This is a genomic window from Streptomyces sp. NPDC052020 (genome assembly GCF_040680575.1).
GTDB lineage: Bacteria > Actinomycetota > Actinomycetes > Streptomycetales > Streptomycetaceae > Streptomyces.
Window position 1 is genome coordinate 70,111 of record NZ_JBFAWY010000023.1, and the last position, 26,699, is coordinate 96,809.

25 protein-coding genes are annotated in these 26,699 nt (G+C 71.8%); 15 read left to right on the forward strand and 10 right to left on the reverse strand.

Features of this window, described 5'->3' with window-relative positions; genetic code table 11:
• Positions 1-12 precede the first annotated feature (12 nt).
• Together AB0L74_RS23025 and AB0L74_RS23030 are read right to left on the reverse strand one after the other, a co-directional pair.
• The gene (locus tag AB0L74_RS23025; protein WP_365655328.1) at positions 13-651 is read right to left on the reverse strand and encodes a TetR family transcriptional regulator; all 639 of its coding nucleotides are present in this window, start codon (positions 649-651) and stop codon (positions 13-15) included.
• A gap of 175 nt (positions 652-826) precedes the next feature.
• A complete protein-coding gene (locus AB0L74_RS23030) occupies positions 827-1,540 on the reverse strand; it encodes a hemolysin III family protein (RefSeq protein ID WP_365655331.1) in 714 nt (237 codons plus the stop codon).
• Between the two features lie 382 nt (positions 1,541-1,922).
• Between AB0L74_RS23030 and AB0L74_RS23035 the strand changes: the two genes are divergently transcribed.
• Positions 1,923-3,755 (forward strand): phosphoenolpyruvate carboxykinase (GTP), encoded by a 1,833-nt coding sequence (locus AB0L74_RS23035; protein ID WP_365655334.1) that lies wholly within the window; start codon positions 1,923-1,925, stop codon positions 3,753-3,755.
• Positions 3,756-3,953: 198 nt separating this feature from the next.
• Here AB0L74_RS23035 and AB0L74_RS23040 read toward each other — a convergent pair whose 3' ends face one another.
• Positions 3,954-5,204: an MFS transporter gene (locus AB0L74_RS23040; protein WP_365655337.1), complete on the reverse strand. Its 1,251-nt coding sequence runs from the start codon at positions 5,202-5,204 to the stop codon at positions 3,954-3,956.
• A gap of 105 nt (positions 5,205-5,309) precedes the next feature.
• Here AB0L74_RS23040 and AB0L74_RS23045 point away from each other — a divergent pair, with 105 nt between their 5' ends.
• On the forward strand, positions 5,310-5,690 hold the full coding sequence (locus tag AB0L74_RS23045; protein WP_365655340.1) for an ArsR family transcriptional regulator: 381 nt from the start codon (positions 5,310-5,312) through the stop codon (positions 5,688-5,690).
• Between the two features lie 161 nt (positions 5,691-5,851).
• On the opposite strand, the gene AB0L74_RS23050 is transcribed toward AB0L74_RS23045, so the two are convergent.
• Together AB0L74_RS23050 and AB0L74_RS23055 are read right to left on the reverse strand one after the other, a co-directional pair.
• A complete protein-coding gene (locus tag AB0L74_RS23050; protein WP_365655343.1) occupies positions 5,852-6,274 on the reverse strand; it encodes a hypothetical protein in 423 nt (140 codons plus the stop codon).
• A 100-nt stretch (positions 6,275-6,374) separates the two neighbouring features.
• Positions 6,375-7,586, reverse strand: coding sequence for a pyridoxal phosphate-dependent aminotransferase (locus AB0L74_RS23055; protein ID WP_365655346.1), 1,212 nt, complete (start codon positions 7,584-7,586; stop codon positions 6,375-6,377).
• A gap of 250 nt (positions 7,587-7,836) precedes the next feature.
• Between AB0L74_RS23055 and AB0L74_RS23060 the strand changes: the two genes are divergently transcribed.
• Positions 7,837-8,712 carry a serine protease gene (locus AB0L74_RS23060; protein ID WP_365655350.1) on the forward strand — a complete coding sequence of 292 codons (876 nt, stop codon included), beginning with the start codon at positions 7,837-7,839 and terminating at the stop codon, positions 8,710-8,712.
• Positions 8,713-8,737: 25 nt separating this feature from the next.
• Here AB0L74_RS23060 and AB0L74_RS23065 read toward each other — a convergent pair whose 3' ends face one another.
• Both AB0L74_RS23065 and AB0L74_RS23070 read right to left on the reverse strand, forming a co-directional pair.
• Positions 8,738-10,348: a D-aminoacylase gene (locus AB0L74_RS23065; RefSeq protein ID WP_365655353.1), complete on the reverse strand. Its 1,611-nt coding sequence runs from the start codon at positions 10,346-10,348 to the stop codon at positions 8,738-8,740.
• A gap of 11 nt (positions 10,349-10,359) precedes the next feature.
• On the reverse strand, positions 10,360-11,637 hold the full coding sequence (locus tag AB0L74_RS23070; RefSeq protein ID WP_365655357.1) for an amino acid deaminase: 1,278 nt from the start codon (positions 11,635-11,637) through the stop codon (positions 10,360-10,362).
• A 133-nt stretch (positions 11,638-11,770) separates the two neighbouring features.
• Here AB0L74_RS23070 and AB0L74_RS23075 point away from each other — a divergent pair, with 133 nt between their 5' ends.
• The 6 genes from AB0L74_RS23075 to AB0L74_RS23100 all read left to right on the forward strand — a co-directional run bounded on the left by AB0L74_RS23075 (position 11,771) and on the right by AB0L74_RS23100 (position 17,774).
• Entirely contained in the window at positions 11,771-12,853 is a 1,083-nt protein-coding gene (locus tag AB0L74_RS23075; protein WP_365655360.1) for a sugar kinase, read from the forward strand.
• A complete protein-coding gene (locus AB0L74_RS23080; protein ID WP_365655362.1) occupies positions 12,850-13,614 on the forward strand; it encodes an IclR family transcriptional regulator in 765 nt (254 codons plus the stop codon). Before AB0L74_RS23075 ends, AB0L74_RS23080 begins: the two co-directional genes overlap by 4 nt.
• Positions 13,611-14,021: a RidA family protein gene (locus AB0L74_RS23085; protein WP_044383446.1), complete on the forward strand. Its 411-nt coding sequence runs from the start codon at positions 13,611-13,613 to the stop codon at positions 14,019-14,021. The genes AB0L74_RS23080 and AB0L74_RS23085 overlap by 4 nt, the downstream gene beginning before the upstream one ends.
• 128 nt (positions 14,022-14,149) lie before the next feature.
• Entirely contained in the window at positions 14,150-15,640 is a 1,491-nt protein-coding gene (locus AB0L74_RS23090; protein ID WP_365655366.1) for a gluconate:H+ symporter, read from the forward strand.
• Positions 15,641-15,725: 85 nt separating this feature from the next.
• Positions 15,726-16,319: a hypothetical protein gene (locus AB0L74_RS23095; protein ID WP_365655369.1), complete on the forward strand. Its 594-nt coding sequence runs from the start codon at positions 15,726-15,728 to the stop codon at positions 16,317-16,319.
• A 132-nt stretch (positions 16,320-16,451) separates the two neighbouring features.
• Positions 16,452-17,774, forward strand: a complete 1,323-nt coding sequence (locus AB0L74_RS23100) for an Nramp family divalent metal transporter (protein WP_365655372.1) — start codon at positions 16,452-16,454, stop codon at positions 17,772-17,774.
• Positions 17,775-17,815: 41 nt separating this feature from the next.
• Here AB0L74_RS23100 and AB0L74_RS23105 read toward each other — a convergent pair whose 3' ends face one another.
• The 3 genes from AB0L74_RS23105 to AB0L74_RS23115 form a co-directional block, all read right to left on the reverse strand.
• Positions 17,816-19,066 (reverse strand): hypothetical protein, encoded by a 1,251-nt coding sequence (locus tag AB0L74_RS23105; protein ID WP_365655375.1) that lies wholly within the window; start codon positions 19,064-19,066, stop codon positions 17,816-17,818.
• A gap of 130 nt (positions 19,067-19,196) precedes the next feature.
• A complete protein-coding gene (locus AB0L74_RS23110; protein ID WP_365655378.1) occupies positions 19,197-19,706 on the reverse strand; it encodes a SigE family RNA polymerase sigma factor in 510 nt (169 codons plus the stop codon).
• A 212-nt stretch (positions 19,707-19,918) separates the two neighbouring features.
• Complete coding sequence (locus tag AB0L74_RS23115; RefSeq protein WP_365655382.1) at positions 19,919-21,628, reverse strand: glycoside hydrolase family 18 protein; 1,710 nt, start codon at positions 21,626-21,628, stop codon at positions 19,919-19,921.
• A gap of 351 nt (positions 21,629-21,979) precedes the next feature.
• Here AB0L74_RS23115 and AB0L74_RS23120 point away from each other — a divergent pair, with 351 nt between their 5' ends.
• The 6 genes from AB0L74_RS23120 (at position 21,980) to cpaB (ending at position 26,696) form a co-directional block, all read left to right on the forward strand.
• A complete protein-coding gene (locus AB0L74_RS23120; protein ID WP_365655386.1) occupies positions 21,980-22,312 on the forward strand; it encodes a hypothetical protein in 333 nt (110 codons plus the stop codon).
• On the forward strand, positions 22,284-23,255 hold the full coding sequence (locus AB0L74_RS23125; RefSeq protein WP_365655389.1) for a WXG100 family type VII secretion target: 972 nt from the start codon (positions 22,284-22,286) through the stop codon (positions 23,253-23,255). The genes AB0L74_RS23120 and AB0L74_RS23125 overlap by 29 nt, the downstream gene beginning before the upstream one ends.
• 28 nt (positions 23,256-23,283) lie before the next feature.
• A complete protein-coding gene (locus tag AB0L74_RS23130) occupies positions 23,284-23,901 on the forward strand; it encodes a hypothetical protein (RefSeq protein ID WP_365655392.1) in 618 nt (205 codons plus the stop codon).
• A gap of 79 nt (positions 23,902-23,980) precedes the next feature.
• Entirely contained in the window at positions 23,981-24,589 is a 609-nt protein-coding gene (locus tag AB0L74_RS23135; RefSeq protein WP_365655395.1) for a hypothetical protein, read from the forward strand.
• A gap of 345 nt (positions 24,590-24,934) precedes the next feature.
• Complete coding sequence (locus AB0L74_RS23140; protein WP_365655484.1) at positions 24,935-25,819, forward strand: hypothetical protein; 885 nt, start codon at positions 24,935-24,937, stop codon at positions 25,817-25,819.
• Between the two features lie 169 nt (positions 25,820-25,988).
• A complete protein-coding gene (cpaB, locus tag AB0L74_RS23145; protein ID WP_365655398.1) occupies positions 25,989-26,696 on the forward strand; it encodes a Flp pilus assembly protein CpaB in 708 nt (235 codons plus the stop codon).
• Positions 26,697-26,699 lie beyond the last annotated feature (3 nt).

Consider the following 26,699-nt stretch of genomic DNA (forward strand, 5'->3'; position numbering starts at 1 on the left):
CGGGTCGCGGCCTCAGGGTTTTCCGGCGGGCAGGCCGTGCTCCAGGACGTCCAGGGCGCGGTCGACCAGACCGGCCAGATCATCCTCGTGCCCGTGCTCGGCCCAGTACCGCGAAACCTCCATCAGGCCGCCGATCAGGGACATCGCGACAACCCTGACCTCCAGGCCGTCGGCGTCGAGGCCGGTGCGCTCGGCGATGGCCCGGCCCAGCAAGCGCCCGGTGGCCGACATGCTCTCCATCATCCGCGAGCGCACCGCCGGCACCTCGGCCATCAGCCGGGACCGCAGCCGCGTCACCTCGGCGCTCTCCTGCGTGCCGGCCCCGATGGCCTTGCGCATCACATGCCGGACGGAGACCGGCCACGGCTCGTCGGCGGGACGGGCGGCGAGCTCCTCCGCCATGACCGGGTCGTACTCGTCCGTGAGGACGATGTCCTCCTTGGCGGGGAAGTACCGGAAGACGGTCGACGGCGAGACCTCCGCGCGCTCGGCGATCTGCTCGATCGTCGTGGCGTCGTACCCCTGCTCCCGGACCAGCGCGTAGGTCGCGGAGCGGATCGCCTCCCGCGTCTTGATCTTCTTGCGCTCGCGAAGTCCCAGCGGGGGGCGGTCGGCGGAGTGGGGGGTTCGTGCGGCCGTCATGGTCGTCATTGTCGGGCACGCTCCCCGGGGCGGCGACGTCCCGGCCGGTGGCGCCCGGCCCGGCAGCGGTGTCCCCGCCACCGCCGTCGCGGCCACCGGCTGCCCGGCGGCGCGGGCGGTCCCGGCGGGCACGGAGAAAGACGGCCACGGCTCGCGAGCCGTGGCCGTCGGGGGAGGGGCGTGGTCACGCGTGCTGGTAGGCCACCAGGGAGATTCCCACGTAGTGCGCGATGAACGCCGCCAGGGTGAAGGAGTGGAACACCTCGTGGAAGCCGAACCAGCGTGGTGACGGGTTCGGCCGCTTGATGCCGTAGACCACCCCGCCCACGCTGTAGAGCACGCCGCCGACGATCACCAGGACCAGGACGGTGACGCCGCCGGTGCGCAGGAAGTCGGGGAGGTAGAAGACGGCCGCCCAGCCCATGGCGATGTAGCAGGGGGTGTAGAGCCAGCGGGGGGCGCCGACCCAGAAGACGCGGAAGACGATGCCGGCCGCCGCGGCGGCCCAGACCCCCCACAGCAGCCACTGCCCTTTGGCACCCGGCAGGAGCAGCATCGTCAGCGGGGTGTACGTGCCCGCGATGATCAGGAAGATGTTGGAGTGGTCCAGCCGGCGCAGGATGCCGTCCATGCGCGGGCTCCAGTTGCCCCGGTGGTACAGGGCGCTGACCCCGAACAGCAGACATGCCGTCAGGGCGTAGATTCCGCAGGCGATCCGGCCTCTGGTCGAGTCGGCCAGGGCGGTGAGCACCAGGCCCGCGACGAGGGCGGCCGGAAACATGCCGAGGTGCAGCCAGCCGCGGAGTTTGGGCTTGACCGGATGCGGCAGGGAGAGCGTGACGGGACCGCGGCCGGTGGCCTGCGTGTCCGTGGACGCATCGAATGCGGACGCAGTCATGGGCGGCATCGTACCTACGGGACCGTAAGTTACATATCAGTCAGCCCACATGAGGGGCCGGACGTGCTCATCGTCTCACGGGGTACCCGGGGCCGCACCTTTCTCACCTTCGCCTTTCCCGCCGGGCGCACCCCGGTTCGTAGAGGTAAAAGAAGTTTCAGGCGAACCCAACGTGTACGCAAAGAAAAGGAGGCATTCCCCGTGGTACGTGGCGATCCTCACGCCGCTCAGGTGTGAAGCCCTCTGGACAGATGGGCGCTCGCATCGGATGATCAAATGAGTGCGGTCGGCACCGGATGAGCGCCGAAGGGTTCACCGTGAAGCATCCGGGTCGCAGCCCCCACGGGGCCTCCAACACAAAATCCCTCATTTAGGAGCAATCGTGGCGCGCGACATCGCGGCTCCCCCCGTCGTCCCCACCAAGCACCAGGAACTGATCTCGTGGGTGAACGGGATCGCGGAACTGACCCAGCCCGACAGCGTGGTCTGGTGTGACGGATCCGAGGCCGAGTACGAGCGGCTGTGCGAGGAGCTCGTCCGCAAGGGCACCTTCAGGAAGCTCGACCCGGTCAAGCGCCCCCACTCCTACTACGCCGCCTCCGACCCCACCGACGTCGCGCGCGTCGAGGACCGGACCTTCATCTGCTCCGAGAAGGAGGAGGACGCCGGTCCCACCAACCACTGGAAGGCCCCCGCCGAGATGCGGGAGATCTTCCAGGGCTCCGGCGGCGAAGGCGGTCTGTTCCGCGGCTCGATGCGGGGCCGGACCATGTACGTCGTGCCCTTCTGCATGGGGCCGCTGGGCTCGCCGCTGTCCGCGATCGGCGTCGAGATCACCGACTCGGCGTACGTCGCCGTCTCCATGCGCACGATGACCCGTATGGGGCAGGCCGTCCTGGACGAGCTCGGCGACGAGGGCTTCTTCGTCAAGGCCGTGCACACCCTCGGCGCCCCGCTGGAGCCGGGCCAGGAGGACGTCCCCTGGCCCTGCAACCAGACCAAGTACATCTCCCACTTCCCCGAGACCCGGGAGATCTGGTCCTACGGCTCCGGCTACGGCGGCAACGCCCTGCTCGGCAAGAAGTGCTACGCCCTGCGCATCGCCTCCGTCATGGCCCGCGACGAGGGCTGGCTCGCCGAGCACATGCTGGTGCTCAAGCTGACCCCGCCGCAGGGCGAGCCGAAGTACGTCGCCGCCGCCTTCCCGTCCGCCTGCGGCAAGACCAACCTCGCCATGCTGGAGCCCACCATCTCCGGCTGGACGGTCGAGACCATCGGCGACGACATCGCCTGGATGCGCTTCGGCGAGGACGGCCGCCTGTACGCCATCAACCCCGAGGCCGGCTTCTTCGGCGTCGCGCCCGGCACGGGTGAGCACACCAACGCCAACGCGATGAAGACGCTGTGGGGCAACGCGGTCTTCACCAACGTCGCCCTCACCGACGACGGTGACGTGTGGTGGGAGGGCATGACCGAGGAGCCGCCCGCCCATCTGACGGACTGGAAGGGCAACGACTGGACGCCCGCGTCCCAGACCCCGGCCGCCCACCCCAACGCCCGCTTCACCGTCCCCGCCTCCCAGTGCCCGATCATCGCGCCGGAGTGGGAGGACCCCAAGGGCGTGCCCATCTCGGCGATCCTGTTCGGCGGGCGCCGCGCCACCGCCGTCCCCCTGGTCACCGAGTCCTTCGACTGGAACCACGGCGTCTTCCTCGGCGCCAACGTGGCGAGCGAGAAGACGGCCGCGGCCGAGGGCAAGGTCGGCGAGCTGCGCCGCGACCCCTTCGCCATGCTGCCCTTCTGCGGTTACAACATGGGCGACTACATGGCCCACTGGATCGACGTGGCCAAGGACAAGGACCAGTCCAAGCTGCCGAAGATCTACTACGTCAACTGGTTCCGCAAGGACGACGAGGGCGCGTTCGTCTGGCCCGGTTTCGGCGAGAACAGCCGCGTCCTGAAGTGGATCGTGGAGCGCCTGGAGGGCAGGGCCGAGGGCGTCGAGACCCCCATCGGCATCCTGCCGACCAAGGAGGCCCTCGACACCCGCGGGCTCGAACTGTCCGACCGGGAACTGGACTTCCTGCTCACCGTCGACAAGGACGTGTGGCGCGAGGAGGCCGCGCTCGTCCCCGAGCACCTGAACACCTTCGGCGACCACACCCCGAAGGAGCTGTGGGACGAGTACCACGCCCTGGTGGAGCGCCTGGGCTGAACGGCGCACCCCGAACTCCGCGGCCGGTCCGACTAGCCCTGACCCGCGATGTCGTCACGAAGGCCGGCCGCGAGGGGGTCCCCCTCCCGTTCCAGTAGCCGGGAGCGCGGGGGAGCACCCCGTACGGGCCGGGTCCGCGCACAACGGCGTGCGGGGACCCGGCCCGTCAGTCGTCCGGCGCGGCCCGGGCGCCGGGTCTCACCCGCGCCGCCCGGCCCCGCGCCCCCGGTCGGCCAGGACGACGAGCCCGCCGGTGACGGCGAGGGCGAGCAGCGCCCCGCCGAACACGGTGGTTCCGGTGGCCAGGCCCACCGCGTCGCTGAGATAGCCGGCCAACACCGGCAGCAGGCCCGCGGGGAGGTAACCGCCCACGTTGAGGGCGGCATTGGCCTCGGCCAGTCGCCGGGCCGGCACACCGGAGTTGAGCAGGGACAGCCCGCCGAGCTGGCCCATGCCCTGCCCGGCGCCGGCCAGCAGCGCGGCGGCGGTGAGGGCGGGCAGGGACGAGGCGCGCACCGCGACGACGAGCGCGGCCATGCCCGCCGCGGTGGCGGCGGCGCCCGCGAGCAGCACCGAGTGGCGGCCGAGCCGCCGCACCGCGAACTGCGCGCCGGTCGCCGTCAGGAACATCGCGAAGGCCAGGGCGCCGGCGACGGTCCTGCTGCCGGTGCCGAGCAGCCCGGTGAGCAGCGAGGGACCGAGCGAGAGCACGAACGAGGTGGCGGTGATGCCGGGCGCGAAGACCGCGATGCCCAGGGCCAGCCGCCGCCCGCTGCCGCGCGGCACGCCGGGCACCCGCACCCAGGCGCCCCGGGCGGGCGCGCCCGGGCGGCGCAGGGGCATCCGCAGGACCACGGCGACGGCCGTGGCCAGCAGTACCGCCTCGGCGGCGAAGACGGTGACGGCCGGCGCGGGCAGCGTCTCGGACAGGACGCCCGCGAGCAGCGGGCCCAGGCCCGCGCCGAAGACCATGGCGCAGGAGGCGAGCAGCGCCGCCAGACGCCCCCGGCGGGGCCCGGCGACGTCGGAGACGGCGGCCATGCCGGCGGAGACGACGGCGCCGACGGCGACACCGGTGAACAGCCGCGCCACCAGCAGCGCGGCAACGCTGCCCGCGGTGGCGAAGACGAGGCAGGCGATCAGGGCCAGGCCCAGGGCGGGCAGCAGGACCGGCTTGCGCCCCAGCCGGTCGGAGACCACACCGCTGACGAGCAGGGAGCCGAGCAGCCCGGCGATGTAGCAGGCGAAGACCACCGTCAGCGTGCCCCGGGAGAAGCCGATCTCCCGCTGCCACAGCACATAGAGCGGAGTGGCCGCGTTCGACAGGACGAAGACGGCGGTGACCGGCCAGGCGGCCAGCCACACCCACCGGGTGGGCACCGGCGCGTCCGCCGGCGCGCCGGGCCGGTGGCCCCGATCCCTCGCGGATGTCGTCCCGATTTCCGGCATGACCGCTCCTCCCGGCACGTCCAGTACGAGTCAAGTCGAACTTAGCATGCAGTACGATCGAAGTCGTACAGGGAGCCGGACGGCGGCGGTGAGGAAGGAGCGCTCATGACTGCGGCGAAGGGTGCGGGGGTGGTCTTCCGGGCCGTCGCGGAACCGGACGGCCTGCCCGGGCCGCTGCCGGAACCGGCGGCGGAGGAGCTGCGCCTGGAGGCGGTGCTGGGCGCCCTGAGCGACCCGCTGCGCCTGTTCATCGTGCGCAAGCTGCTGCTGGAGCGCGAGCGGTTCGACCACCCGTGCGGCTGGTTCGGCATCGACCGCCCCAAGTCGTCACTCACCCACCACTTCAAGGCGCTGCGCGCGGCGGGCGTCATCCGCCAGCGGCAGTACGGGCTGGAGCGGCGCAGCCACGTCCGGGTCGACGACCTCGAGGCGCGCTTTCCCGGCCTGCTCGCTCTCGTGGCCGCCTGGGAGCCGGCGCGGGGATGAGTCCGCGGGCGGGGTGGTCGTGCGAGAGGCCGGGTCCGGCGCGCCGTGACGTGCGGCGTGCGGGACCCGGCCTCTCGGGTGCCGGCGGGGTTGGTGGCGCCCGGTCCGCGCGTCGCTGCGGGTGCACGCGGACCGGGGCCGTCGGGGGAGCCCCGGAGGGCTCAGCGGGACGCCAGTTCGCGCGGCTCCAGGGCCGCGGCGTGCGCGTCCATCCGCTCGGCGGCGAGGATGGCGGCCGCCGTGTCCGCGCGGGAGGCGGCCACGACCAGGGCGCGGCCGGCCAGGGTGTGCGCCTTGCGGTGCAGGGCCGCCGGGTGGGGCCCGTTCGGGGCGGCGGTCAGCGGTACGCGGGCCGGCGTACGGCCTCCCCGCAACCGTGCGACCTGCTCGGCGAGCCGGTCGGCCGCGGTGTCCAGGTCGGCGGACGGTGCCAGCGCGCGCAGCTCGTCCGTGACGGCGAGCAGCGCCGCGAGATGACCCGCGAGCTGGATGTCCAGCTCTTCCTCGCGTGACCGGTGGGGGAAGTCCTGAGTACGGCCGGCCATCGTGCTGTGGACCGATTTACCGCGGATCGGTTCGTACATGGATGGCCTCCTGACTGCTTACAGGAAGCCATCCTACATTAGATTCCGTCTAAAGTTGAGTCGTTCACAAACCGGGACACCGTGTACACGCCGGGTGAGGTCAGGGCTGGGCGTAGCCCTCCAGGAAGCGCGCGATCCTGCCCACCGCGTCCCGCAGATCCGTGACGGTCGGCAGGGTCACGACCCGGAAGTGGTCCGGCTCGGGCCAGTTGAAGCCGGTGCCGTGCACCACCATGATCTTCTCCTGGCGCAGCAGGTCGAGGACCATCCGCCGGTCGTCCTTGATCTTGAAGACCCCGGGGTCGAGGCGCGGGAAGAGGTAGAGCGCGCCCTTCGGGCGGACGCAGCTGACGCCCGGGATCCGGGTCAGCAGCTCGTAGGCGACGTCCATCTGCTCTTTCAGCCGCCCGCCCGGCAGCACCAGGTCGTTGATCGTCTGCCGTCCGCTGAGCGCCGCGACCACGCCGTGCTGGCCCGGCATGTTGGCGCACAGGCGCATGTTGGCGAGGATCGTCAGGCCCTCGATGTAGGAGTCGGCGTGCGCGCGGGGGCCGGAGACCGACATCCAGCCGACCCGGTAGCCGGCCACCCGGTACGCCTTCGACATGCCGTTGAAGGTGAGGGTGAGCAGGTCGGGGGCGACCGCGGCGGTCGGGGTGTGGGTGGCGCCGTCGTAGAGGATCTTGTCGTAGATCTCGTCGGAGCAGACCAGCAGGTTGTGGCGGCGCGCGATGTCGGTCAGCCCGCGCAGCACCGTCTCGTCGTAGACCGCGCCCGTCGGGTTGTTGGGGTTGATGACGACGATCGCCTTGGTGCGGTCGGTGACCTTGCGCTCGACGTCCGCGAGGTCCGGCATCCAGTCCGACTGCTCGTCGCAGCGGTAGTGCACCGCCGTGCCGCCCGAGAGGGTGACGGCGGCCGTCCACAGCGGGTAGTCCGGGGCCGGTACGAGGACCTCGTCGCCGTCGTCGAGCAGGCCCTGCATCGCCATCACGATCAGCTCGGAGACGCCGTTGCCGATGAAGACGTGCTCGACGTCCGTCTCGATGCCGAGGGTCTGGTTGTGCATGACGACCGCGCGGCGGGCGGCCAGCAGGCCCTTGGCGTCGCCGTAGCCGTGTGCCGTCGAGACGTTGCGGAGGATGTCCTCCAGGATCTCGGGCGGGCACTCGAAGCCGAACGCCGCGGGGTTGCCGGTGTTGAGCTTGAGGATGCGGTGACCGGCCGCTTCCAGCCGCATCGCCTCCTCGAGCACCGGGCCCCGGATCTCGTAACCGACGTTGGCGAGCTTGGTCGACTGGATCACCTGCATGTCCGTGAGCTTACGGGCCGCCCGCCCGCCCCGGGCCGTGTTTTCCGCCACGCGGGACGGCCGGTTTGTCCGGTGTGCCGCCCGCGCTTGCCCCTTTCGCCCCGGCCGTCCCCGCGTGACCTGGTGTTGTCCGCGCACCGCCCCTGCCGGAAACGGTCCTTGTCCCCTCGCCCGCACGCATTCACAATGCGCATGACAAGGCGGCGGCCGGAAGATCTCCGGCCGCCGACGTCTGCAGAGGGGACCCCGCATGAACAAGCCTCTCCTGGCCGCGCTCGCCACCCTGGTGATCACCGGGGCCGGCGTGGCACCGGCCGTGGCCGCCACCCCGGCGCTGTCCGGCGCGGCCCGCGACGCCGCCGTCTCCGCGCGGGACGCCGGCCCCGCCGCCCGGGCCGTCACCTTCGCCGGCACCGTCGCGCTCAGCAACTGCTCGGGCTCGGTGATCCGCTTCCCCGGCTCCGAGGACAACGACCCGGCGCTGGTGATGTCCAACGGCCACTGTCTGGAGACCGGCTTCCCGGCGCCCGGCGAGGTCGTCGTCGACCGGGCCTCCAGCCGCACCTTCGGTCTCCTCAACGCCTCCGGCACCCGCGTCGGCACCCTGCGCGCGAACAAGATCGCGTACGCCACGATGACCGACACGGACGTCGCGCTCTACCAGCTCGCCACCACCTACGCGCAGATCAGAAGCGCGTACGGCATCAGCCCGCTGACCCTCAACGACACCCGCCCGGCCGCGGGCAGCGCCATCACCGTCGTCTCCGGCTACTGGAAGCGCACCTACGCCTGCAACATCGACGGGTTCGCGTACCGCCTGAAGGAGGGCGACTGGACCTGGAAGGACTCCATCCGCTACACCGCCGCCTGCGACACCATCGGCGGCACCTCCGGCTCGCCCGTCGTCGACAACGCCACCGGCAGGGTCGTCGCCGTCAACAACACCGGCAACGAGGACGGCCAGCGCTGCACGGTGAACAACCCCTGCGAGGTGGACGCGAGCGGCAACGTCACCGTCCGCCCGGGCATCAACTACGCCCAGCAGACGTACCAGATACCGGCCTGCTTCGGCCTGGACAACAAGCTGGACCTGAGCCGCGCCGGGTGCGTCCTGCCCAAGCCGTAGGCGCGGGCCGTACGGGGGCGGGCGGTCACCGCGGAGCGCGGCGCACCGACCGCCCCGCCAGGACGTCCGTGCGGCGCCCGTCGTCGATGACGAACCGGCCGTCGACCAGGACGTACGGGATGCCCGTGGGAAGCGTGCGCGGCTCGGCGAAGGTGGAGCCCGCCGCGACCGTCGCCGGGTCGAAGAGGACCAGGTCGGCCCGGTACCCCTCGCGGACCAGCCCCCGGTCCGGCAGCCGCAGCCGCGCCGCCGGCCGGGAGGTGAGGTGGGCGACGCACTCTTCCAGCGACAGCACGCCCAGCTCCCGCACGTACCGGCCGAGGTAGTGCGGGAACGTGCCGTAGGCGCGCGGGTGCGGCTTGCTGCCCCGGAGGATGCCGTCCGAGCCGCCCGTGTGGACCCGGTGCCGCATGATCGCGCGGACGTTCTCCTCGTGGCCGACGTGCTGGAGGATGGTCGGCGCCAGCCGGTCGGCCAGCAGCAGGCGGCGGGCGACCGTCCAGGGGGTCTCGCCCCGCAGCCGCGCCGACTGCAGGACCGTACGGCCCACGTACCCGGCCAGCGCCGGGTCGGTCACGCCGGAGATCTCGATGGTCTCCCACTCCACGGGCACGCCGTGGCAGCCGTCGGAGCCGACCACCTCCATGTGGTGCCGGATCCGCTCGGCGGTGGCGTCGTCGGCCAGCCGCCCCAGGACCGCCTCGGGCCCGCCCTCGCTGGCCCAGCTCGGCAGCAGCGCCGCGAGGGTGGTGCAGCCGGGGGTATAGGGGTAGGTGTCCAGGGTGATGTCGGCGCCGGCCGCCAGGGCCTCGTCCAGCAGCGTCAGCAGCTCGGGCGCGCGGCCCTTGTTCACGCCGAAGTTCATGGTGGCGTGGGCCAGGTGCAGGGGGCAGCCGGCCGCTCGGGTCAGCTCCACCATCTCCCGGTACGCCTCCAGCGCCCCGGCGCCGTAACTGCGGTGGTGGGGGCAGTAGTAGCCGCCGTAGCGCGCCACCACCCGGCACAGCTCGGTCAGTTCGGCGTCCTCGGCGTACATGCCGGGCGTGTAGGTCAGCCCGGACGACAGGCCGACCGCGCCCTGCTCCAGGCCCTCCGCGACGAGCTGCCGCATCCGGTCCAGCTCCGCCTCGGTGGCCGGGCGGTCCTCCCAGCCGACGGCGAGCGCGCGGACCGTGCCCTGCGGGACGAGGTAGGCGGCGTTGACCGCGATGCCCTGATCCAGCCGGTCCAGGTACTCGCCCACCGAGCGCCAGTCGAAGTCGATGTCGTCACCCGGGCCGTTCCACCCGGCGATGGCGCGCCGCACCTCCTCCAGGGTGCGGTCGTCGACCGGCGCGTACGACAGCCCGTCCTGGCCGATGACCTCCAGGGTGACGCCCTGCGCGGCCTTCGCGCTGTGGTCGGGGTCGCGCAGCAGCGCCAGGTCGCTGTGGGCGTGCATGTCGATGAAGCCGGGGGAGAGGACCAGCCCCTCGGCGTCCAGTTCGCGGGCGGCCGAAGGGCGCTGGCAGCCCGCCGCCGCGGCCTCCTTGACGATCGACACGATCCGGCCCCCGTCGACGACGACGTCGGCGCGGTAGGACGGGGCGCCGGTGCCGTCGACGACGTCCGCGTCCCGGATGACGAGGTCTTCCATGACCGGCTCCTCTAGAAGAACGTGCGGATGTAGTCGACGACCGTGCCGTCGGCCTCGGCGACCGGGATGAGCTGCCACTTGTCGAAGGACGTGCACGGGTGGGACAGGCCGAGGCCGATCCAGTCGCCGACCTCCAGGTCCGCCTCCGGCGCCGTGCGCAGCCAGGTGTGCTGGTCGGACAGGGCGCCGACCTCGATGCCGTCGGCCGGGCGCTCGGCGCCGTCGCGGCGGACCACCTGGGCGGCGGGCAGATGGAGGTCGTAGGCCGCGTCCCGCTTGCCCGCGTTGGCGAACGCCTGCTCGGCCGAGGGCCGGGAGACGACCTGCGTCCACAGGCGGAACGCGGGCTGGAGGGCGCCCTCGCCGGGGATCCGGTTGAAGGGGGTCACCTCGCGGTAGTGGCCGTCGTCGTGCGAGACGTACGCGCCCGAGCGCAGCACCTTCAGAACCGGCCGGGACAGGTCCGGGATGGCGGCGAACACGTCGGCCACCGCGTCGAACCAGGCGCTGCCGCCCGCGCTCACCACGATCTCCTCCAGCCCGGCGAACCGCCCGGCCGCGTCGAAGTCGGCGGCGAGCGCGACCAGCCGCCGCAGCCAGGCGCGCACCCGCTCCGGGTCCGCCCGCGGCACCTCGCCCTCGTACCCGGCGACGCCGGCCAGCCGCAGGGTGCTCGTCGCCGCCACCGCGTCGGCCACCGCCGCGCACTGGGCCTCCGTGCGCGCGCCGGTGCGGGCGCCCTCGCCGGCGGCGAGCTCCACCACGACCTCCAGCGGGCGGGTGACCCCCGTCAGGGCCGCGTCCATCAGCTCCACCCCGCGCACTGAGTCGACGTAGCAGATCAGACGGAAGTCCGGGTCGGCGTCCAGCCGGCCGGCCACCCAGCGCAGGGCCGCCGCGTCGACCAGCTCGTTGGCGAGGAAGAGGCGCCGGAAGCCGAAGCCGTACGCCACCCGCACCTGGTGCGGCACGGCGAGGGTGATGCCCCAGGCGCCGTGCTCGATCTGGCGCCGGAAGAGCCGCGGGGCCATGGAGGTCTTGCCGTGCGGCGCGAAGGCGAGGCCGTGCCGGGCGGCGTAGCCCTCCATGACCTTCAGGTTGTGCTCCAGGCGCTCGGCGGACAGGGCCAGCACGGGCGTGGTGAAACCGCCGGTGAACAGATTGCGGCGCTGGGCGGCCAGCTCCCGGACGGTCAGGCCCTCGGCGTCCGGCGGGAGGCCCTTGAAGCGGTGGTCGACGCGTTCGTCGCCGAGCGCGGCGAGTGCTTCGGAACCGGTGTCGAGGGCCATGGAGCCTCCCTGATCGAATGTGTTGCATATCCTGCAACGGTCATTGCATATATCGCTCACTGCTGTCTAACATCTCGGCCAACGCGGGGTCAACGGATCCGCCACCCCCCGACGCCGAGGAGCTACGACGATCGTGACCGCCACCGGACCCAGCACCGCCCCCGACGTCGTGGACGTCGTCGCGCTCGGCGAGTCCATGGTCACGTTCCTGCCCTCCCGGCCGGGCCGCCTCGCCGACGTGCCCTCCTTCGACCGGGGCATCGGCGGCGCCGAGTCCAACGTGGCCTGCACGCTGGCCGCCGCCGGGCACTCCGCGCGCTGGGTGAGCCGGGTCGGCGCCGACGGGTTCGGCGACCACCTGGTCGAGGCGATCGGCGCCTACGGGGTCGACACCGCCCACGTCGGCCGGGATGCCGCCCGCCCGACCGGCGTCTACTTCCGCACCGCCGGAGACCGGGCCACCGACGCCCACGAGGTGGCCTACTACCGGGCCGGCTCGGCCGCCTCCGCCATGACCGCCGCCAACCTGGACCTGGCCGCCGTCCGCGCCGGACGCGTCCTGCACCTGTCGGGCATCACCGCCGCGCTCTCCGCCGGCTGCCGGGAGCTGATGCGCGAGCTGACCGCCCGCCGCCCCGGACGCCCCCTGCTCTCCTTCGACGTCAACTACCGCCCGGGTCTGTGGCGGGACCCCGGCGACGCCCCCCGCGTCCTGCGGGACCTGGCGCGCGGCGCGGACCTCGTCTTCGTCGGCGACGACGAGGCGCGGGACGTGTGGGGGCTGCGCGGGGCGCGGGCGGTGCGCCAGGCGCTGCCCGAACCGGAGGTCCTGGTCGTCAAGCAGGGAGCGGGCGGAGCGGTCGTCTTCACCCGCGACGGCGACGGGGCGGGCGGAACGGAGGACGCCGACGGCACGGCCGTCCACGTCCCCGCCCCGCGCGTCGACGTCGTCGCCGCCGTCGGCGCCGGAGACGCCTTCGCCGCCGGGTTCCTCTCCGCCACCCTGCGCCAACTGCCCGTCCGCGACCGGCTGCGCCACGGCCACCTGATGGCCGCCGCCGCCCTCACCGTCCCCGGCGACCTGGCCGTGCCCCCCGCCCGCGCCCGCGCCGACCGCCTGGCCGCACTCGACGACACCGCGTGGGGGAGACTGCGACTCGGCCCCGGCTGGACGCAAGCCGACGAAGGGGCCGAGGAGGAGGAACGCACGCCATGAGCCAGACCGTCGACCGCGCCCTGAGCATCCTGCCGCTGCTCGCCGAGGGCCCCGCCGACCTCGGGCAGGTCGCCGACCGCCTCGGCGTGCACAAGTCCACCGCCCTGCGCCTGCTGCGCACCCTGCACGAGCACGGCTTCGTCTACCGCCAGTCCGACCAGCGCTACCGCCTCGGCGCCCGCCTCATCGCCCTCGCCCAGGAGGCGATGGAGAACCTCGACGTCCGGGAGATAGCCCACCCCCACCTCGTCCGCCTCAACGAGCACTGCGGCCACACCGTGCACCTGGCCGTGTACGAGGAGAACGAGGTCCTGTACATCGACAAGGTGGAGAGCCGCTACCCGGTCCGCATGTACTCCCGGATCGGCAAGCCCGTCGCCATCACCGTCGCGGCGGTCGCCAAGCTGCTCCTGGCCGACCTGCCCGAACCCGAGCGCCGCGCCCTCGCGGAGAAGCTCGACTACCCCCTGTACACGCCCCGTTCGACGCCCCACGCCGCCGCGTTCCTGCGCGAGCTGGAGAAGGTGCGCGAACAGGGCTGGGCCACCGACCTCGGTGGCCACGAGGAGTCCATCAACTGCGTCGCCGCGCCGATCACCGGCGCGGACGGCCGGGTGGTCGCCGCCATGTCGGTCTCCGCGCCGAACGTCGTCGTCTCCGCCGACGAACTCCTCACCCTGCTCCCGCTGGTCCGCCGTACCGCGGACGCCATCAGCGGCGAGTACTCCGGCAGGACCCCAGTCAAGGAAGTCAACGCATGACCGAGAAGATCGCGCTCACCCCCGAGACCCACACCGTTCCGCCGGCGAAGTTCTCGCACGGCGTGAAGAAGGGCAACATCCTCCAGGTCGCCGGCCAGGTCGGCTTCCTGCCCCACGAGGACGGCAAGGCCCCGACCCCGGCCGGTCCGACCCTGCGCGAGCAGACCCTCCAGACCCTCGCCAACGTCAAGGCCATCCTCGAAGAGGGCGGCGCGACCTGGGACGACGTGATGATGATCCGCGTCTACCTCACGGACGTGGACCACTTCGCCGAGATGAACGAGATCTACAACGCCTACTTCGAGGAGCAGGGCCTGACCCAGCCCCCCGCGGCGCGCACCACCGTCTACGTCGGCCTGCCCGCCGGCCTCCTCATCGAGATCGACGCCCTGGCCGTCCTCGGCTGACGCCCGGCCTCGCCCCTCTCCTTCCCCCCTCCGCATGTCATCGCGGCACGGCGCCCTCCCCCTTCCGGGCGCCGTGCCGCGATCCCCCCTGCCCGAAAGCCGCATGTCCTTACGTAGAGGACCCCCGTATGTCCCCTCTGTCCGCCCTCCCCCTCGCCGCCCCGGCCCCCGCCGGGACCCCGCCCCACACCGGCGGCCTCCTCCTCCTGATCGACGGCACCGCCGGCCTGCTGACCGTCGCCGCCCTCGGCATCGCCCTCCTCCTCTTCCTGATCATCAAGGTCCGGCTCCAGCCGTTCGTCGCGCTGCTCGCCGTCTCCATAGCCGTCGGCCTGCTGGCCGGTCTGTCGGTCACCGAACTCTTCGGCACCGTCCAGAAATCGGACGCCGTCTCCACCATCGAGTCCGGCATGGGCGGCATCCTCGGCCATGTCGCGATCATCATCGGCCTGGGCACCATGCTCGGCGCGATCCTCGAAGTCAGCGGCGGAGCGGAGGTCCTGGCCTCCCGGCTGCTGGGCCTGTTCGGCGAGAGGCGGGCCCCGCTCGCCATGGGCCTGACCGGCCTGATCTTCGGCATCCCTGTCTTCTTCGACGTCGGCATCTTCGTCCTCGCGCCGATCGTGTACGCCGCCGCCAAGCGCTCCGGCAAGTCCGTCCTGCTCTACTGCCTGCCGCTGCTGGCCGGCCTGTCCATGACCCACGCCTTCCTGCCGCCGCACCCCGGCCCGGTGGCCGCCGCCGGCCTGCTCCACGTGGACCTCGGCTGGGTGATCCTCATGGGCATCGTCTGCGGCGTCCCCGCCGTGCTCGCCGCCTGGGCCTACTCCGCCTGGATCGGCCGCCGCGTCTTCGTCGCCGTCCCCCAGGACATGGTGGAGGCGGCCGAGGAGGCCAAGCGCGCCGTGGTCGAGGAGCAGCGCGCCTCCGGCGTCGCGCCGCGCGAGACGCCGGTCCCGCTGGGCACGGTCCTCGGCATCATCGGCACCCCGCTGGTGCTGATCCTCGCCGCGACCTTCTCCTCGATCGCCCTGGACCCCTCCACCACCCGCTCGGTCATCGAGTTCTTCGGCAGCCCCTTCGTCGCCCTGACCATCGCCCTGCTCCTCGCCTACTTCCTGCTCGGCATCCGGCGCGGCTGGTCCCGCAAGTCCCTGGAGACCGTCTCCACGGCCTCCCTCAAGCCCGTCGGCAACATCCTGCTCGTCGTCGGCGCGGGCGGCGTCTTCGGCGCGGTCCTCAAGGCCAGCGGCGTCGCCCAGGCCCTGTCCGACACCTTCAACGACGTCGGACTGCCGGTGATCGCCCTGTCCTACCTGATCTCCCTGGTGCTGCGGGTCGCCCAGGGCTCGGCGACGGTCGCGATCGTGACCACGGCGGGCATCGTCACCCCGCTGCTGGCCGAGGGCGGCCACTCCCAGGCGTTCCTCGCCCTGGTCATCATGGCCATCTCGGCGGGCTCCATCTTCGCCAGCCACGTCAACGACGGCGGCTTCTGGATGGTCGCCAAGTACTTCGGCATCAGCGAGCGGGACACCCTGAAGTCGTGGACCGTACTGGAGAGCGTGCTCTCCCTCGGCGGGTTCGCGGTCGCCGCGGTGCTGAGCCTGTTCGTGTGAGCGAGGTCCGCGTCGTATAACGAAGTTGGGGCGATGCCGGGGTCGGCTGTCCGCGGCACAGGTTTGTCGACCATACTGCTCCGCTGTGGAGCAGCGCATAGGTTCGAGCAGCCAGCCCCTGGAAGGGGAGCCCGTGGTGAAGGGCGCCGGATTCGACCCGGCCTACATCCCCGGGCTGACGTCTCCCGCGCCCGGTGAGCCGGAGGGCGCCGAGCGGCCGTCCCCGCCCGAGGACGCGGAGCCGGCGGAGCCGGGGACCGAGGAGGGCCCCGCGGCGGCCGACTCCGCCGGCGAGGCCGCGGAGGAACCCGGGCAGGAGGTCCCCGACGGCCCCGTCTTCGAGGCGGCCGACCGTCGCGCCCGCATCGTCGCCGACCACCGGGGCGTACGGCTGAGCCTGGACGACCAGGAGTGCGAGTTCCGCTGGGACGAGATCGCGGCGGTCGAGACGGAGACGGCCCGCTTCGGCAAGCGGTTCACCGTCACCGTGCACACCCCTGACCGCCGCTGGTACCCCATCGAGATCGACGCCGCCTCCCGGAGCATGTTCCAGGAGTGGGACGCGAAGCTGGACGAGGTCCTGGACGCGTACTTCGAGGACGGCGACGACGACGGCGACGAGCGCGACGCCGGGGACACCGAGGAGCCCGGGGACGCGAAGGACACCGGGGAACGGTGAGCGGCGCGGCCGCCGGAACCGGCCGGTCGCGGCCGGTCCCGGCGGAGCCGGGCGCACCGGGACCCCCCGCATGCGGTGAAGATCCCGCACGCCCTCTTGTCCCACGGGCACTGATGGGCTTACTTGACCTGCATGGCGGACACCACGGGACACACCAAGGACATCGGCGCCCGACCCGACCCCGGCGCGGCGCCCCGCAAGTCGAGCTGGCGGTACATCGGCCCCGGCATCGTCGTCGCCGCGACCGGGGTCGGGGCCGGCGACCTCGTGGCCACCCTCATCGCGGGCAGCAACTTCGGCTACACCCTCCTGTGGGCCGCGATCCTCGGCTGCCTGGTGAAGATCTCCCTCGCGGAGGCGGCCGGGCGCTGGCACCTGTCCACTCGCCGCACCCTGTTCGACGGCTGGGCGAGCCTGGGCCGCTGGACCACATGGTTCTTCGTCGTCTACGCCGTGATCTGGGGCTTCGTCTACGGCGCGGCGGCGATGTCGTCCAGCGCGCTGCCGCTGCAGGCCCTCTTCCCGGACGTGATGGACCTCAAGTGGTGGGGCGCGGCCTGCGGCGTGGTGGGCCTGGTCTTCGTCTGGTTCAACAAGTACGCGGTCTTCGAGAAGGTCATGACGGTCCTGGTGGGCGTCATGTTCGTGGTGACCGTCTACCTCGCGATCCGGGTCACGCCGAACCTGGGTGACGCGCTGGCCGGCCTGCTCCCCGTCCTCCCGGACGAGAAGGACTCCATCCTCAACACCCTGGGCCTGGTCGGCGGCGTCGGCGGCACCATCACGCTGGCCGCGTACGGCTACTGGGTCAACGCCAAGGGCTGGACCGACACGGGCTGGATGAAGGTGATGCGGCTGGACAACCGGGTCGCCTACGCCACGACCGGCATCTTCGTCATCGCCATGCTGTTCGTCGGCGCGGAGCTGCTGCACTCCGCGAACGTCGCCATCGCCAGCGGCGACAAGGGCCTGATCCAGCTCGGTGACATCCTGGAGGACGAGTACGGCACGGCCACGGCGAAGTTCTTCCTGATCGGCTTCTTCGCCACGTCCTTCACCTCGCTGATCGGCGTGTGGCACGGCGTGAGCCTGATGTTCGCCGACTTCGTGGCCCGCTACCGCACGCGCGGGGAGCTGAAGGGCGAGGAGGTCGCCGCCGGCGCGCGCGAACGCTCCTGGCCCTTCCGCGCCTATCTGCTGTGGCTGACCTTCCCGCCCATCGTCCTGCTCTTCCAGGGCCAGCCCTTCCGCCTGATCGTCATCTACGGCGTCCTGGGCGCGGCGTTCATGCCGTTCCTCGCCCTGACCCTGGTCTGGCTCCTCAACTCCTCCCGCACCCCCCGCGAGTGGCGCAACGGCCCGCTGAGCAACGTCATGCTCACCGTCGCCGGGCTGCTGTTCCTGGTGCTGTGCGTGAAGCAGGTCTGGGACCAGCCCTGGTCGGAGTTCTTCTAGGACGCCCTACGGCGCCTGCCGCGTCGCGTCACCGCGTCGCGTCACCCCATCGCGTCCCACCGCGGGCTGAGCGCGATCTTCCTCAGCTGCTCCATGGTCAGCGCGGGCTCGTCGCGGGTGGGCGCGGCGTGCGCGGCCCCGTTGTTGAAGGCGCTGACCACGACGCGGAAACCGTCGGCGCCGGGCCGCAGGGTGTCGACGGTCCACATCACGACCCCGGGAACCCGGTCGTCGCCCGGACCCTGGCGGGTGGCGACGCGGGTGCCGTCGGGGAGGGTCTCGCCGGAGCCGTAGAGCTGGTCGGCGACGTCCGACATGCCGTGCTGCACGTTGATCTGGACCAGGCTCGCGCCCTTGCCGTCGTCGACGACGACATAGGCGTACTCGCTCTCCTGCCCGCCCCGCGAGACCACCTTCACGCCCTCGGGCAGCAGCTCGGCGAGCGTCTTGCCGACGGCCTGACCCGGCGTCCGCCACGGATCGCTCGGCGCCGCCGTGGGCTCCGGCCGCCGCGGGATCGCGTCCACGACCTCTCGCCACACCGGCGCCGTGGCGATCTCCTTCAGCCGCTCCGGGGACAGCGGAGGCTCCTCGCGGCTGATCTCGGCGTCCTTCTGCGCCGGGGCGTTCCACTCGCTCACGGAGACATGGCGCCCCTCGGGCGTGACCAGCTCGGCGTTCCACCACTTGGTGTCCACGCGCCGGTCCGGATACTCGTAGCCCTGGAACAGCATGAGCAGCGAGCCGTCGGGCAGCCGGCGGGAGGTGCAGCTGTCGTGCGGGACGAACGTCTCGTCCGGGCAGCGCGTGAACTCCCGGGCCTCCTCGCCGCCCGGCTCGACCCGGTCCAGGCTCACGGCGACCGCCGCCGCGCCCTTGCCGTCGTCGTACACCACGCGCGCGGACGGGCCCATCCGGTCATCGGTCCCCCGCGCCGACTCCTGGCTGAACTCGCCGCCGGGCAGCATCCCCTTGAGCGTGCGGAGCAGGTCGTCGCCGGAGAAGGCGGTGGGCGCGGGGGCCGGGGACGCGGTGGGCGCCGCCGCGGTGGAGGACCGCTGCGGGCCGGGCCCGTCGCCCCCCGGCAGGACCAGCGCCCCGCCCACCCCCACCAGCGCGATTCCGGCGACGCCCCCGGCCACGGCGGCCCGGCGCCGCAGCCGGAGCCGCCGCCCACGGGCCCGCCCCGCGGCGGTGAGCGCCGCCCGGTCGGCGTCGAAGCCGGCGCCGGTGTCGCGCAGGGCGGCTGCGAACCGGTCCTCGAAGGGGTCGCTGTGCTGGTCAACGGGCATGACAGAACCACCGTTTCCGCGAGGTGTGAGGTGACGTGGCGTTCGGGTCGGGCTCGTGGGCCGGGTCGGGCCGGGCCGGGGCCGGGGTCAAGGCGGAGGCAAGAAAGGCCAAGGCCGAGGAAGGCCGGGGTCAGGGTCTGGCGTACTCCGCGAGGTCCTCGCCGAGCAGCTCCCGCAGCCGGGCCAGCGCGCGGACGCAGCGGGTGCGCACCGCGGCCGAGCTGACGTTCATGACGTCGGCGGTGTCCTCGACGGACCGGTCCTCCCAGTACCGCAGGACCACCACGGCCCGGTCCTTGGCGGGGAGCCGGCCCAGCGCCGCCAGCAGCGTCAGCCGCAGGGAGGCGTCCCCGTCGGCGGCACCGGGCAGGTCGGGAAAGACGTCGGTGGCCCGCTCCTTGCTGCCCCGGCGCCGCTGGTGGGCGAGGAAGGCACGGGTGAGGACGGTCTGCGCGTACCCGGCCGGATTGCCGACCCGGGCCATGCGCGGCCAGCGGACGTACAGCCGCCCGAGCGTCTCCTGGACGAGGTCCTCGGCGAGGTGGGTGTCACCGGCGGTCAGCAGGCAGGCGGAGCGGTACAGATGCCCGGCCCGCGCCGTCGCGAACTCGGCGTACTCGTCCGCGTGGACCTGTCTCATCCGTACCCCCCGGGCCGATCCCGCATCGTCTTCACCTCCTTGATGCGGTGGACCAGGGGAAATGTTTCACTCGGCGGCAGCACCCGCCGAGTGAGCCCCGTCACACCGCCCGGCACCGCCCCGTGCGGGGTGCCACCGCAGGCCGGCGCGGGACACGCAGACGCCCCGGCCGTGGGGGACGGCCGGGGCGTCTGCGGGGAGGTGCGGCTCGTTCAGGGAAGCGCGTGCACGTGCGGCCCCACCGCGTTCGACCAGGCGTTGCCGGTGGCGGCGTCCCAGTTGGTCGACCAGGTCATGGCGCCGCGCAGGCCGGGATAGGTCTTGGCCGGCTTGAAGGATCCGCAGCCGGTCCCCTTCGTCAGGCAGTCCAGCGCGTTGTTGACGACGCCCGGCGCCACGTACCCGCCCCCGGCGGCGCGGGTGGAGGCCGGCAGCCCGAGACCGACCTGGGAGGGGGCGAGCCCGCCCTCCAGTTGGATGCAGGCCAGCGCGGTCAGGAAGTCCACGGTGCCCTGGCTGTAGACCTTGCCGTCGCAGCCCAGCATGGAGCCGCTGTTGTAGTACTGCATGTTGACGACCGTGAGGATGTCCTTCACGTTCAGCGCCGTCTGGAAGTAGGAGTTGGACGTCGACTGCATGTCGATGGTCTGCGGCGCCATGGTGAGGATCATGGACGGCCCGGCCTTGGCGGACAGCGCGCGCAGCGCCTGCGTCATGTAGGTGGCGTTGAGCCCGTTCTCCAGGTCGATGTCGACGCCGTCGAAGCCGTACGTCCGCATCAGCGCGTACACGGAGTCAGCGAAGGCGGTGGCCGAGGCGGCGCTGTTCACCGACACGGTGCCCTTCTCGCCGCCGACCGAGATGATGACCTTCTTCCCGGCGGCCTGCTTGGCCTTGATGTCGGCCTTGAACTGGTCGACGGTGTACCCCTTGAGCCCCGCCGTGTCCAGGTTGAAGGTGACGGCGCCCGGCGTGGAGGTCGCGTCGGCGAAGGCGACGGCGATGATGTCGTAGTGGGCCGGCACGTCGGAGATCCGCTGCACCGTCGCGCCGTTGTCGAAGTTCTGCCAGTAGCCGGTGACGGCGTGCTTGGGCAGCGCCCCGCCGCCGCCCCCGTCCCCGGACTCCGCCGTCCGCCCGGTCACGGCCGCCGACTTCGCCGACTCGCCGGCCGCGTTGCTCGCGGTGACCTGGAAGGAGTACGACGTGGCGGCGGCGAGCCCGGTCACGGTCGCCGACGTGCCGCTCACGGCGGTCACCCGGGTCCCGTCCCGGTAGACGGTGTAACCGGTCGCGCCCGGCACGGCGTTCCACCGCAGCGACACGGAGGAGGCGGTGGCCCCCGACACGCTCAGCCCGGCCGGCGCGGCCGGCACCGACGGCTCCGGACCGCCGCCACCGCCCCCGTCGGGCCCGTACACGGACACGTCGTCGGCGTAGTACGCGGCCTGCCCGTACCAGCCGTGCGTGTACAGCGTCACGGACGTCGTCGACGGCCCGGTGGTGAAGCTGGTCCGCAGCTCCTTCCAGCCGCTCGCGGCCTGCGTCCAGGTCGACACGTCCGTCGTGCCGGTGCCCGAGACGCCCAGGTAGACGTAGCCGCCCTGCACCCAGGAGCTCAGGGCGTACGTCGAGTTCGGCTTGACGGCGACCGTCTGCGCGCACCGCGCGTTGTCCTGCCCGGACGGCGTCGCCTTCAGCGCGGCCGAGCCGCCGTGCACGGGTGAGGAGACCGTCGTACCGCTGCCCGCGGAGCAGGTCCAGTCACTCAGCCCGGCCTCGAACCCGGCGTTCCTGACGTTGTTGACGTCCGCGGCGGACGCCTGCCCGACGGCTGCCGTGCCACTGAGCGCGACAGCGACGGCCACGGCACCCGACCACGTCCGTATCCGTCCTCTGCGCCGTCTGCGTACGGGGTCCACTGGGGCCTCCGGTGGGGAGTTGGGGAGTGGGGAGTGGGGATGGGAGACGGTGGCCACCGCTGGAGGTACAAGGTGGTCCAGACCAATTGGCTTGTCAAGGGGTTGGTACGGACCAACCCGCCCGGACCCGGCGGCAGATGGAGGCCGGGTGGCCACCTTGGTCGTTCCCCCTCGAGTGACGAAAGTGATCATTCGTAAGACGTCAGCGAGCCGATTTCGTCCTGTCTCAAATAAGTGCCGGGCCATCTTGCGCATTCATGTCACGGGCTTACCGACTGGGGCCGCCGACGCTGCGATGAGTTGCTAGCCTGGGCGCGCTTGACCGACAGAACGGCCTGACCGGGGGGATGTATGGCGTCACAATATGCTGTTGCCCAGGTCGCTTTGTTTCGGTTTTCAAGAGCTGCGCAGGACCGTGCCGACCGGTTGCGCCGTATTCGTAAGGCGTTGGGCGCGCATTCTCCCGGCGCTCACGCTTTCGGAAAGCTTCCGGATTCCGAGCAGACCGGCCAGGACTACCGCGAGCGCGTCGACGCCACGCTGGAGAACCTCGGCTTCGCCGCAGGACAGCAAGACCAGATCGCCGACTTCATCGCACGTACCGCCCGCTCGTACCAGGAGGTGGAAGACCACACGATGGACCACCTCCGTTCCCTTGCGGCTCGGTCTGGCGGAACGGCATGAGCGGGCCGGCGGGCACGGCGGTCGATGCGTACGGCAAGGCCAACGACTGGATGAGTCCGCTCAGCGGGCTGCTCGGCGAACTGATGCGCCCCATCGTGGAGCCACTGGCCGAGCACTGGAATGCGTCACCGGCGATCCCGAGGGACTGCAGAACGCGGCCGATCTGTGGGCGAAACAGGCCGGTGAAATCCGCGATCTCGTCGCCGACCAGCGCCGTGACCGCGCGGATCTGGCACACGAATGGTCGGGTGACGCCGCCGACTCCTTCATGAACGAACTTGCCCGACTGGAGGCGGAGTTCGAAGCCGAGGCCGGTGACATGGAGGCGACGGCGGAACTGCTTCGTGAAGCGGCCGAAGAGTGCCGCGCAGTTCAGGAGATGGTCGAGACGGTCATCCGCGAGCTGATCGAATGGGCGCTCATCACTCTGGCCGCCTCCGCGGCCTTCGCCGCACTGACAGCGGGCGTTTCCGCGGCTGCCGGGAGCGCTGCGGCCGCCGCCGAGGGAGCGTTGGCCACCTCCCGGATCGCGAGCCAGGTGTCACGGCTCGCCAGGGCGTTGCAGAAGGTCGCGGAGGCCATGAGGGCACTCAAGCTGCTGGCCAAGACGAACAGATTCAGCACCGCCAAACCATGGACGTGGAAGCACGCCGGAGACTTGAGGACTTCCGACGGTCTGGCGGCCTTCGCCGCCCATCGAGTCGTGAAGCACACCGGAAAGGCAGCGCTGGGTGCGGCCGGTCTCACCGGCGACCCCGTCGGGCAGACCCGTCAGCAGGGCTTGGAGGGAGCCGCGGGGATCGGCGCCGGGGAGGTCGATGACCGGCTGGCCGGGAACCGTAATCCCAGTACCTCCGCCCGTGAGGAACTGGGCATCGCCAATCCGTCGCAGCCCGACCGGCGCACGGCGGAGCCCCGGTTCCGGGACAATCCCTTCGGCTGACCACTCGTCCGTTCTGGAGAGGCGCGGGATGAACAAGGACTGTCGTGACCAGGTGCGACCGCACCTGCGGCCCGGGGAGCGGCTCATCGCGGTCTGCGAGTGCCATCTGGCGCCGGGGGTGCCGGAGCGGCCGGCCTGGACGCGACAGCCGCCCAAGGAGTGGGAGCTGGAGCGCCGACTCAAGGGCCTCCTCCCCAGTGCGGTGCAGAGACTTCTGCGGCCGAGTGAACCGAAGGCCACCACGGGGCTGGAGCGGGCGGCGGAGGGCGCGGAGCTGGCAGTCGACAACGCCCTCACGAGGACGGCCCACGGCAAGGGCATGCACGGTGACTGGGAGAGTCAGGCCGGGCAATTCCTGGTGACGCACTACACGGCCGCGCGTCTGCCGGCCCCGACGCTGGCGGTCGCGTTCACCGACCACCGGGTGCTCGCGCTCGCGGACCGCGCGAAACTGTGGCAGACCGTGCGGGCGTTCGAACCACAGTGGGAGGCTCCACGGACTGCTGTCCTCGGCGTCCGCGTGCAGCCCAAGGGGGTTCTCCAGCGAGGACGCTTCGAGCTGGCGTTCGCGGACGGGTCGTGGATCGCGTTGGTGGCGTCCGTGCCGACGCACGCGGCACCCTTCGCCGAACAAGTGTGCGGCTAGATGTTCTTCCCGGGACGTTGGTGACACGCGTGCTGGGTGACAAGGCGCTGTCGGCGAGCGACAGGGACGGACGGACCTCATGAGTAAGATCACCTTCCGTGTGTGTGCCGCGAAGGCGCAGGAAACCGATAGCCCGGACGCGGCCTATCCGCTTCTGTTCCGCATCAAAATGGACGGGGAGCGAACCCTTTACGTGGGAAGCGGCCTGCCCAGGTCGTGGGTAGACACGGAGCTGAAGCCGCGATTCACCGTGTACGCAGACCAGCAGGGGCTGGAGCCTGTGGTCGCTGTGGCCCAACGACGTCAGCAATTGGTCGCACTCGATCCGGATAAGAACGAGCTCGCCGTGTTCGACCTGTCGCCCAAGAGCTGGGTCTGGCGCCCCGCTGCGTTCACCCTGCCGGATGGGAGCTCTTTTTCCGCGCGTCTCGTCACTATCCCATCGGTCATCGCTTTTGCGCTCCTGTGGCCCATTTGGCTCGTTCTTCACATCATCGAATTCATCCTCAACAGTGGTGAGACGTCCTTGTGGTTCCCCACGCGAACGGCGTGGAAGCCGACTTCAGCCCGCTTCGGCCCCTTCGCCCTCGAACGTCTCGCCCTGTACAACCGCTTCAGATTCCGCGATTCCGTGATCGATGAGCGTGTCGCCTTCGTCCAGGCGCTCCTGGAGCTCCGCCGGTGGTGAAGGGGGGCGGGCTGTGGCCCACCCCAGACGCACCGCTTCCCGCCCGAGCGGCCAACGCGCCCCCGTGCAAGGAGGCCCCCGCCGCGCTCGCGCCCGGGCCGGGCCACGGCCGGCAGCCCCGCGGCAGGATGTTCCCCCTGCCCCGTTTTGATGCGCCTTGCGTGGCAACAGTTCCTTCAAGCTGGAGAAACGCTGTTCTCCGGTCACAGACGCGTGGATACAGTGCTGACGTAGTCACGCAGTGAAGTCATCCGGTTGGGCCGGAGTGACGCCCGGCCGACCGACGGGCGTGTGGGGAATGGGGAGCTGCGCGTGCCAACTGCCATTGCCGTGACCAGTGCCGACATGGCGCTGCCACCGCAGGACGAGCGGACCCTGCCCGCCGCCGTGCTCCAGGACGTCGGCAGACGGCCGCTGGATCAGGTGCTCGCCGAGATGCAGGCGCTCATCGACCAGCACGGGCATGTGATCGTCGTCTGTTCGCAGGCCGTCCCCGTCGCCGTCGAGCGGCGTCTGTACACCGTGCGGTCCCTGCTGGAGAGCGACCGCATCGCCCTGTTCCGGCCACCGCTGCCGCCGCTCGGGATCGCCGTCCTGGCCCGGCAGTTACGCCAGCTGGCGTCCTGCGACCTCGGCCCCGGCGTCCTCGCCTCGGCAGGCCGGCTGCTCACCCACTACATCCACGCCGGGGCGCTCCTCGGCTCCGTCGCACGGCTGGACCGCGTCCCCGTGGGACTGAAGGCGCACGCCAAGTCCTGGGTGCCGGGGAGCCAGTTCGGCGTCCTCGCCCACCCCGTACCGCAGTTGGTGCGGATCGGGCCCGGCGCCAACCTGTCGGGGCCGGAGTTCGGGACGTGGCTGCTGGTCGCCAAGGGCCAGGCGCAGTCCGACTGGGTGACCGGCACCCTCGCGCGTTCCTGGCGGACCCTCGGACTGCGTGAGGTCCCGCTCCCCGCCGAGTCCGCCGCCTGGTGGGGGACCGGCAAGATGATCGAGTTCTGCGCCTTCCTGCCGGACCTCTCGGTGCTCTACCAGCTCGTCACGTCCGTACGGCAGAACCCCTGCCACTGGTGCGGCATCGACCTCATCGGCGACCGCTGCGTGTTCTGCTCCGCCGCGCCGCCGGCCGACGACCGCCTCCCCGACCCCCACCGCCGCGACGGCCGCCCCGCCCAGCGCCAGGAGAGCCGCGACCGGTTCCGCCCGGCGAGCCGCGCGGGCTCCGGATGAGTCCCGGCCCGGGGGGCGCACGGCTGGTCCGGGCCCGGCCCGCGGCACCGCCGTCCGCCGCCCGCCACGCGGACCCCCGCCGCCCGCCGTCCGGTCCGCCCGGTCCGATCGGATCGTCCGCTCCATCCGCCCCCGCTCGCCCGACACCCCCAACGAGGTTGCACGGCTCATGAACTCCCGTCAGCGCCGCGGCGTGATCCTGCTGATCCTGTCGGTCCTCTGCGCCCTCGGTGCCTTCGCCGGCGTGCTGTCCGTCATCAACGACGTGAAGTCGAAAGTGGGGCCCGAGGTCACCGCCTACCGGCTGAAAGCGAGAGTGGAGCCGTACACGGAGCTCAGGGCGGTCCAGTTCGAGAAGACCGAGATGCCGGAGCGCTGGCTGCCGGAGACCGCGGTCACCGACCTCCGCCAGATCCAGGGCAAGATCGCCGTGACCACCCTGAAGAAGGGCTCCCTGCTCCAGAGCGACATGATCGTCGACCAGCCCGCCCTGAGGCCGGGCCAGCAGGAGGTCGCCATCATGGTCGACGCGGCGACCGGGGTCGCGGGCAAGATCACGCCGGGCTCCACCGTCAACGTGTACGCCACCTTCGAGGGACAGCGCGAGGGCGACCCCGACCAGTCCAAGATCATTGTGACCGGCGCCAAGGTACTCGACATCGGCGAGATCACCGCGCTGCAACCCGACGAGAAGAGCCAGAGCCGGCAGCCCACCGACGCCGTGCCCGTCACCTTCGCCCTGTCCGCCATCGACGCCCAGCGCATCACCTACGCCGAGTCGTTCGCCCAGCGGGTCCGGCTCGCGCTGGTCGCGCCCGGCGGTGACACCACCGTGCCGGACGAGGACCGGACGTACGAACTCGCGAAGGACAAGTGAGAG